The sequence below is a fragment of the Mesorhizobium sp. genome, from assembly GCF_041661565.1.
GTDB lineage: Bacteria > Pseudomonadota > Alphaproteobacteria > Rhizobiales > Rhizobiaceae > Mesorhizobium.
This window is the reverse complement of sequence record NZ_JBAZUD010000189.1, coordinates 1-7,990: the sequence shown is the minus strand read 5'-3', so window position 1 is coordinate 7,990 and position 7,990 is coordinate 1. Positions and strand designations below refer to the sequence as shown.

At 64.3% G+C, this 7,990-nt stretch carries 8 protein-coding genes; 3 read left to right on the top strand and 5 right to left on the bottom strand.

Going from position 1 to position 7,990, the window contains the following annotated elements:
• Positions 1-663, top strand: a 663-nt coding sequence (gene metC, locus WC739_RS23305) for a cystathionine beta-lyase (RefSeq protein WP_372955351.1), incomplete at its 5' end; no start/stop codon positions are given.
• A 217-nt stretch (positions 664-880) separates the two neighbouring features.
• Positions 881-1,945: an HPP family protein gene (locus WC739_RS23300; RefSeq protein WP_372955350.1), complete on the top strand. Its 1,065-nt coding sequence runs from the start codon at positions 881-883 to the stop codon at positions 1,943-1,945.
• 18 nt (positions 1,946-1,963) lie between these two features.
• On the opposite strand, the gene WC739_RS23295 is transcribed toward WC739_RS23300, so the two are convergent.
• Positions 1,964-2,839, bottom strand: a complete 876-nt coding sequence (locus WC739_RS23295) for a crotonase/enoyl-CoA hydratase family protein (protein WP_372955349.1) — start codon at positions 2,837-2,839, stop codon at positions 1,964-1,966.
• 80 nt (positions 2,840-2,919) lie between these two features.
• On the opposite strand from WC739_RS23295, the gene WC739_RS23290 reads away from it, so the two are divergent.
• On the top strand, positions 2,920-3,504 hold the full coding sequence (locus tag WC739_RS23290) for a TetR/AcrR family transcriptional regulator (protein WP_372955348.1): 585 nt from the start codon (positions 2,920-2,922) through the stop codon (positions 3,502-3,504).
• 19 nt (positions 3,505-3,523) lie between these two features.
• On the opposite strand, the gene WC739_RS23285 is transcribed toward WC739_RS23290, so the two are convergent.
• The 4 genes from WC739_RS23285 to WC739_RS23270 all read right to left on the bottom strand — a co-directional run.
• The gene (locus WC739_RS23285; protein ID WP_372955347.1) at positions 3,524-4,579 is read right to left on the bottom strand and encodes a sugar-transfer associated ATP-grasp domain-containing protein; all 1,056 of its coding nucleotides are present in this window, start codon (positions 4,577-4,579) and stop codon (positions 3,524-3,526) included.
• A gap of 120 nt (positions 4,580-4,699) precedes the next feature.
• Positions 4,700-5,926: an anion transporter gene (locus tag WC739_RS23280; protein ID WP_372955346.1), complete on the bottom strand. Its 1,227-nt coding sequence runs from the start codon at positions 5,924-5,926 to the stop codon at positions 4,700-4,702.
• Between the two features lie 138 nt (positions 5,927-6,064).
• Positions 6,065-6,955 (bottom strand): GGDEF domain-containing protein, encoded by an 891-nt coding sequence (locus tag WC739_RS23275; RefSeq protein ID WP_372955352.1) that lies wholly within the window; start codon positions 6,953-6,955, stop codon positions 6,065-6,067.
• A gap of 42 nt (positions 6,956-6,997) precedes the next feature.
• Positions 6,998-7,990, bottom strand: a 993-nt coding sequence (locus WC739_RS23270; protein ID WP_372955345.1) for a sensor histidine kinase, incomplete at its 5' end; no start/stop codon positions are given.

Here is a 7,990-nt window from a genome sequence, read left to right as displayed (position 1 = left end):
AAGGCGGCGCACGCCGCAGGCGCCATCGTGATGATGGACAATACGTGGGCAACGCCGCTTTATTTCCGCCCGCTCGACCATGGCGTGGACATATCGATCCATGCCGCGACGAAATACCCGGCGGGCCATTCCGACGTGCTGCTGGGCACGGTCTCGGCCAATGAGAACTGCTGGGACCATCTCTTCGAAAGCTTCTGCACCCTTGGCTGCTGCGCGGGGCCGGACGACGTCTACCAGGTGCTGCGCGGCCTGCGCACCATGGGCGTGCGCCTCGATCATCACCAACGCAGCGCCCTCGAAATCGCCTCCTGGCTGGAGGGCCAGAACGGCGTTGCGCGCGTGCTGCACCCGGCGCTGCCCAGCCATCCCGACCACGGCCTCTGGAAGCGCGACTTCTGCGGGTCGAGCGGCATTTTCTCCATCGAGCTGGCCGGCGGCGGGCAGAAGCAGCAGCACGCCTTCCTCGACGCATTGCGGATCTTTGGGCTCGGCTACTCCTGGGGCGGCTATGAGAGCCTCGCGGTGCCGGTCTGGATCGGCGACCGCGTCATTGCAAAAACCACCCATGATGGGCCGCTGGTCCGCCTGCAGATCGGTCTCGAGGACGTCGCGGACCTGAAGGCCGACCTCATGCGCGGCCTGGACGCTGCCGCGTCCACCTGAACGAGTAATGGGCAGAACCGACTTGGAAGTCCCGTCAAGCACTTTTGAGAGGCTCGTGAAGCGTAGCTGACCTGCGGGAATACAAGGCGGCGCGAAATTCCATCCCTTTAGACCTTGGTTTGCGGGATTGATTTGGCTTTCAAATTCGCTCTCGTCGCGTCATTGCGGGGGATCAGAACGATTTCTCCCTTCCCCTTGGATGACCGTTACCGACTTCATGGCCTTTCGCCTCTTCGTTCCCATCCTTGCCGGCGCCACGCCGCGCGAACGTGTCATCGCCTGCATCGGCGCGATGATCGGCATCGCCCTGACCGGCCTGATCGGCGGCCTTGCGCTTGGCAACGGTGCGCACGTGCCGTTGCTGGTTGGCCCGATCGGGGCATCGGCGGTGCTGCTGTTCGCAGTGCCGGCAAGCCCGTTGGCGCAGCCATGGTCGATCATCGGCGGCAACACGCTATCGGCGCTTGTCGGCGTGACCGTCGCTCATTTCATCCATGAACCGGCCCTTGCCGCGGGCATCGCCGTGGCGCTGGCAATCGCGGTCATGTCGCTCACCCGTTGCCTGCATCCGCCCGGCGGAGCCGCCGCGTTGACAGCGGTGCTCGGTGGACCAGCCGTCACCGCGGCTGGCTTCCTGTTTCCCTTTGTTCCGGTGGCGCTGAACTCGATCGTGCTGGTTGTGCTTGGCTACGGCTTCCACAAGCTGTCGCGGCGCAATTACCCGCACGTGCCGGTTCCAGCCCCGACCAATAGCCACGGCACGATCGATCCGCCGGCGCGGGTGCGCGTCGGCTTCCGGCCCGAGGACATCGATGCCGCCCTGGAAGCGCTCGAGGAAACATTCGACATCGACCGCGACGACCTCGACCGGCTGCTGCGACAGGTCGAACTGCAGGCCATGGCGCGGGCGCACGAGACCCTCTTGTGCGAAGACATCATGTCGCGCGATGTGATCTCGGTGCAAGAACACACACCAGCCGAGACCGCACGCCAATTGCTGCTCGATCACAACATCCGCACCTTGCCGGTCGTCGACACGGATGCGAGGCTCGCCGGCACCGTCGGCTTGCGGGAACTGATGCTGGCCTCTGGCACCGTCGGGTCGATGCTGTCGAACGCGGCGACCGCCTCCCCTGGTGCCGCGGCCATGGGACTGTTGCCGATCCTCACCGACGGCCGCAGCCACGCCGTCATCGTCGTCGATGGTGCGAGGCATATTCTGGGCCTGATCACGCAAACCGACCTGCTGGCGACAGCGGCCCGGCTGGTGAAAACGGAATAGCCCCGCCGGAAGCGCTGACTATCTCTGCCATCCGCCGGAGGCATCGTCCCGATCCAGCGCCAGGGACCTTCGCCTCGCCTCGTCGGGTCGCGCGATATGTGTCCATGACCCGTCATGGCCCGGCTTGTGCCGCCGGATCCAGGCATCGAGCCCTTCTCGAAGATCGGCGGTCGGAACCATGCGGGCGAACTGCTCGGCCTCGACCAGCAAACCGTCGGCGATGCTCAGGTCGAGGCCACGCGCCACGGCCGTGAGGATGCTGGCGACCGCCAGCCCCGAACGCCGCAAGATCCGCCTGGCCAGATCGAACGCTGCCGGCATCAGGTCGCCATGCGGAACAACCTGGTTGACGAGGCCAAGTTCAAGCGCGCGCGACGCTGGAAACCAATCGCCGGTCAAAAGCAGTTCGAGCGCGCGCTTGCGCCCGGCCAGCCTCGGCAAGCGCTGGGTTCCGCCAAAGGTCGGCGGCATCGCGAGGTTGATTTCGGGCTTGGCGAACACCGCGCGATCGCTGGCAATGGCGAGCGGCACGGCCTCGGTGATCTCGCACCCGCCGCCGAAAGCAATGCCGTTGACGGCCGCGATCACGGGTTTGCGAAACGCTTCCAGCCTCGACGTCAGCCGCTGCCCGCGCATGACGAAATCGCGCATCGCGACATCGGCGCCCAGCGCGACGCTGGCCGAGAACTCATGGATGTCGCCGCCCGCCGAGAAGGCTCGTTCCCCGGCGCCGGTCAGGATGAGCGCGCGCACCCCGACATCGACTTCGAGATGATCGAGGAGGGCCAGCAGCCTGTCGATCAGGGCATAGTTCAATGCGTTGAGTTTGTCGGGACGATTGAGAGTGAGGACAGCTACCCCGTCACGGGTCTCGCTCAAGACAAGATCGGTCATCGTTTTTCCTTTCCAGAAACCCCGGAAACGGATCACGCTTTCGATTGCCTGTATATTCACTAGTCGGTATACTTTATCGCATGCCTGAGCTGTCCAGCCCTACCCGCCAACGCATTGTCGCAGCAGCGACGAGATTGTTTTATGCCGAGGGAATCGGCCGGGTCAGCGTCGATGCCATCGCCGAAAAGGCCGGGCTCACCAAGCGGACGCTCTACTATCACTTCAAGAGCAAGGACGATTTGATCGCTGCCTATCTCGACGGCCGCGACCAGCCCAACCTGAAGCAGATGGCTGGCTGGTTCCACGCCGCCGAAGGCGATGTGGAACGCAAGGTCGAGGCGATCTTCACCAATCTCGCGCGGGTGGCGCGGAACCCTAAGTGGAAGGGATGCGGCTTCCTGCGCACGGCCGCCGAACTCGCCTCGATGCCAGGACATCCCGCCATCAAGGCCGGTTCGCGGCACAAGTCGAATTTCGAAACCTGGCTGGCTGGAGAACTGTCCGATCGCGGCGTCGATGAGCCACAAATCCTGGCGCGCGAGATCGTGCTGCTGCTGGACGGCGCCTTTTCGGTCATGCTTGTCCATCGCAATCCCGACTACATCGAAGCGGCCGGACGGGCCGCCGCGACGCTGGTCCAGGCTCGGCGCCGGAACGAAGATTAGTCCAGGCGGTCCGGACCGCTCAGATGTGCATTTCAGTCCAGAATGCCCGCTGCTCGGCCGTCCGTTTCAAACTGGCATGGCTCTCATGAATTGCGAGGCCGGGCGTGGTGTTGGCCTCCACGATGGTGATGCCGTCATCGGTCAGCGCGACGTCCCAGCCAATGAGCCCGGGATAAGGCAAAAGACCCGCCAGTTGCAGCAGCCGGGACCTCACCAGCGTCCAGTCGGGGATGACGGCGTCCCGTATCCGGGCGCCCGTGTCGGGATGCCGGTCGCTGAAGTGGCGTCGCTTCGTTTCCGGATTGTAGGAGAGGCCCGGACACAGCACGCCCGTGGCGGTGTCGACGAGGGCCGAGATGCCGCCACGGCCGACGCGCCAGTTGTCGGTGGGATATGTCGCCGGCCGGCCCATCTTCATCGTCGCCGCCAGGATGACCGGCTCATGGTTGGAAAAGTGGGTTCCGGTGAGGACGCGAAGCGTGTTCAGCGTCGGCGGAAAGAAGGCCTCGCTCCACGAGCCTTGCTGAATGATATCGGACACCGTGTAGCCGACCGGCCGCTGGCTTACAAAACCGTCCAGCCACTCCCGAGGCTCGACCTTCTTGCCGTTGACATGCAATCCACCCGGCATGTCGACCAGCCTGAGCGCGCCACGCGCCTGCCCCTCTCCGGAAGGCTTGAGGAACAGTTCGCCCTTCTCCTGGACAAGCTGCAGGATTGCCTCGAGCCCGAGACGGTCGTCCGGGTTCGCAAGATGAACAAGGTGTCGACCGGCGACATAGTGGGTCATCGGCGGCGCCACCGACGGCATGACGAGATCAAGCCAGGCCTTCTGGTTCAGCTTGTTGAACAGGGCCCGGTCAAGCCGGTAATTGTAGGAAGCCAGGCGTCGAATGAGCAGCGTGTACGGGATGTAGTCGCGACGGCGAAACGCCTCGTCCTCGAGCATCACCAGGGCCTTTGACTGGTGGCCGCGACGCAGGCCGCGCAACCGCCACATGGTGCTCGGGGCCGCGCCCTCGAATTCAGCTTTCAGATAGGACTGATAGGCCCACCACCGACGCGCAATCGACACCGACACCCCCTGGCACGCCCGACCGATTGGATCGCAGCGGTGTCATTTGAAACGCCCGGGGTCGCTTGTCCATCGGAGATACGCCCGGTCGCTTCCTTTTCGAGGGGCGCGGGTCGCGTGCTAGAAGCCGAGCGCCAGCCATGCCGTACCGGCAAGGAGCGTGATCAGCGTCAATGGCAGGCCGACCTTGAAGAAGGCGCCGAAGGAGAGCGGCACGCCGGCCGTCTTGGCCTGTTCGGCGACGATCAGGTTGGCGACCGAGCCGAGCAACGTGAAATTGCCGGCCAGGGTCGAACTCATCGCGACGACCAGCCATGCGCGTTCGGGATTTTCGAGGCCGGGTATGAAAGGCCTGAGCGCCAGCACCGCCGGCACATTACTCATGACGTTCGAAAGCACCGCGGTAAAACCCGACAGCCGCCAGACATCGTCCAGTCCAAGCCCCTTGGCGGAGGCGATCAGGTCCGGTGTCAGCAGCGTCTTCTCCGCGCCGGCGACTACCACGAAGAGACCAGCGAACATGAACAACAACGGCCCGTCGATCTCGCGGTAGATGCGTTGGGGCTTGATGGATCGGGTGAGCAGCAGGATGGCGCCGCCGATGAGCGCCGCCTTGGCGACGGGAACGCCGGCGAAGAAAGCGATTGCCAGCGCCACACAGACGATCACCGCCTTCAACACCTGCCCCCGATGCATCCGACCGCGCGAGACCTCTGGGTCAAGTTGCGCGGTGCGGGCGAATTCCGCCCGATAGGCGACGCGCACGATGATTATGACGGCGACAAGTCCGAACAGCGCGACCGGCGCCAGCGCCGCCGAGAAGGCCGGGTAGGAAATGCCCGAGAGCGCGCCGATGACCATGTTCTGCGGGTTGCCGGTGATGGTGGCGACGCTGCCGCAATTGGACGCTGTGGCGGTGGCGATGAGGTAGGGAATCGGATTGCGGTTGATGATTCGGGTGACGTGGACGACGATCGGCGCCATCACGAGGCAGATGGCGTCGTTGACCAGGAAGGCGGACAGCACGCCGGTCAGCAGCGTCACCATGACCAGCAGCATGAAGGGCGCGTGCGCGTGTTCGATGGCAACGGCGCCGAGCCCACGAAAAGCGCCGGAGATCTTCAGATGCGCCACCACGATCATCATGCCAAGCAGAAGCGTTATGGTGTCGAAATTGATCGCCCGGTAGGCATCCTCCATGCTGAGCGCGCCAATGGCGATCATCGCCGCGCCACCGAGCAGCGCGATCCCCGCCCGGTCGAGGCGCAGGCCTGGTATACGGCCGACCGCGACACCGGCATAGGTCAGGACCAGGATCAGCAGTGCCGCCACGCCCGTCAGTGTCATGCGAAGAAGGCCCTGCCCGATCATCCAGCCCCGTGGGGGCGCCGGAGAATACCTTTAGCGTGATGTGGTCAAAGCGAAAGCTCTGCCGGCGCGACAATCGGCGCAAATGATCGCGATCCGCGGCTCCCGGCTTTGCGTTCAATGCACCGTGCCGACGCTGGGCGACGGCACCGGTGAAACACCCGCCGGATCGAAGCTGACCTGGTCGCGCCCATTTGCCTTTGCTGTGTAGAGTCTTCGGTCGGCAGCGGAGAATATCTCCTCATAGGTGGTCGGGCCGCTGAAGCTCGTTCCGCCGATACTGACGGAAAGCGGGCAAGGCCTGCCGCCGGGAGAGAAATCCATCTCCCGGATGCGCCGTCGAATGCTTTCGGCGACCAGCCAGGAATGCGAGGGGTCCACACCGGGCATGAACACGCCGAATTCCTCGCCGCCGATCCGGCCGACGAGATCGACGCCACGCAGTTGCCCTTTGATCGCCTGCGCTATCAGTCTGAGCGCCTGGTCGCCGCTTTCATGGCCAAGGCGGTCATTGATCGACTTGAAGTGGTCGGCGTCGATGATCAGCAGCGCTCCGGAGCGGGTGTGTTCCTCCTTGCTGGTATGCTCGAGATAGGCCTCGACCAGCATCGAAAAGGCGCCACGGTTCAGCACCGCCGTCAGGCTGTCGGTCGCGGCAATCACGCTGAGGTCACGCTGGGCGATCGCCAACTGGCGGATCTTCCACATGAGGACAAAGAGAAACGATCCGCCGAGCAGCAAAGGCAGAAACAGGTCGGTCATCTGCGCCCGCCACAGTGCCTCGGGCGAAAGATAGAGGAAATTGAAAGAATCGACGAAAAACGCCACCGCAATAAAGAATGCGGTGCCGATCAGGGTGACAGCGATCACCCTTCCCCAGCTCGTCGCCGATAGATCGAGCTTCATTCGTTCAACTCCATGGGCCGCAACCATGCCGTACCAACGCAAATAAATTGATAAGAGTTTCCGTTCAATTCGATATCGGATGGGATTGGGCAATTTAGCCACCAAGTCGACCGTATCCGCCGTGAAACGACTATAAAATGTCGGTCAGCGACTTCGCGGCAGGACCACCCGGCAGAGCAATCCGCCCGACGTTCCGCGAGACAGATCGAGACTTCCGCCATAGAGTTCCGTGAGTTCGGCGGCGATCGGAAGGCCGAAGCCATGGCCCGGCGTCGCCTCGTCGATACGCCGGCCCGGCCGCATCGCCTCCGGCATCGCGGCCGGATCGAGACCGGGACCGTCGTCGCCGACGTCGATAATGACCCGGCCCTGATCAGCTACAGCCGAAACAGTGACGCGCGAGCGCGCCCACTTGCAGGCATTGTCGAGCAGATTGCCGAGGATTTCGTCGAAATCCTGTGTCTCTGTGGCAACCACGACGTCGGCGGCTGCCGACAGATCGAAGGTCAAGCCGCGTTCGCGGTGGATGTTGCCCATCATGCCGACAAGGTCGCTCAACCGTCCCGCGACATTGGTGCTGGCGCGCGCCGGACCAGCCAGGACCGCGGCGCGCGCGCGCGCCAGATGGTGGCGGATCAGCCGCTCCATCAATTCGAGTTGGGTGCGCATGGCGGCGGCGGCGCCGGGGGTGATCGGCCCCGATGTGGCCGCGCGACTGTCGAGCGAAAGGCCGAGCGTCGCCAGAGGCGTCTTCAGCCCATGCGCCAGATTGGCGACATGGCGCCTGGCGCGCGCCAGCCCTTCGGCATTCTCGGCAAGCAGGCTGTTGACCTCTTCAACCAGCGGCAGGATTTCGCTCGGCTGGTCGGTGGAGATCGCGCCGCGCTTGCCAGCGCGGATATCGGCCAGGCCGGTCCTAAGGGCGGCGAGCGGCAGCAACCCAAGCCGCACCTGCGCCAGCATGGCACCGACCAGCAACAGGCCCAACACGACCAGCGCAAGCACCAGCGGCAGCAGCGCGTCGCGCAGCGGCCCATATATGGCGCGATAGGGCGCGGTCGCGGCCACCGTCACCGTCTCCGTGCCGAATGGCGCTTCAAGAATGCGCCAATGCAGGGACTGACCGTCGTAACCCGG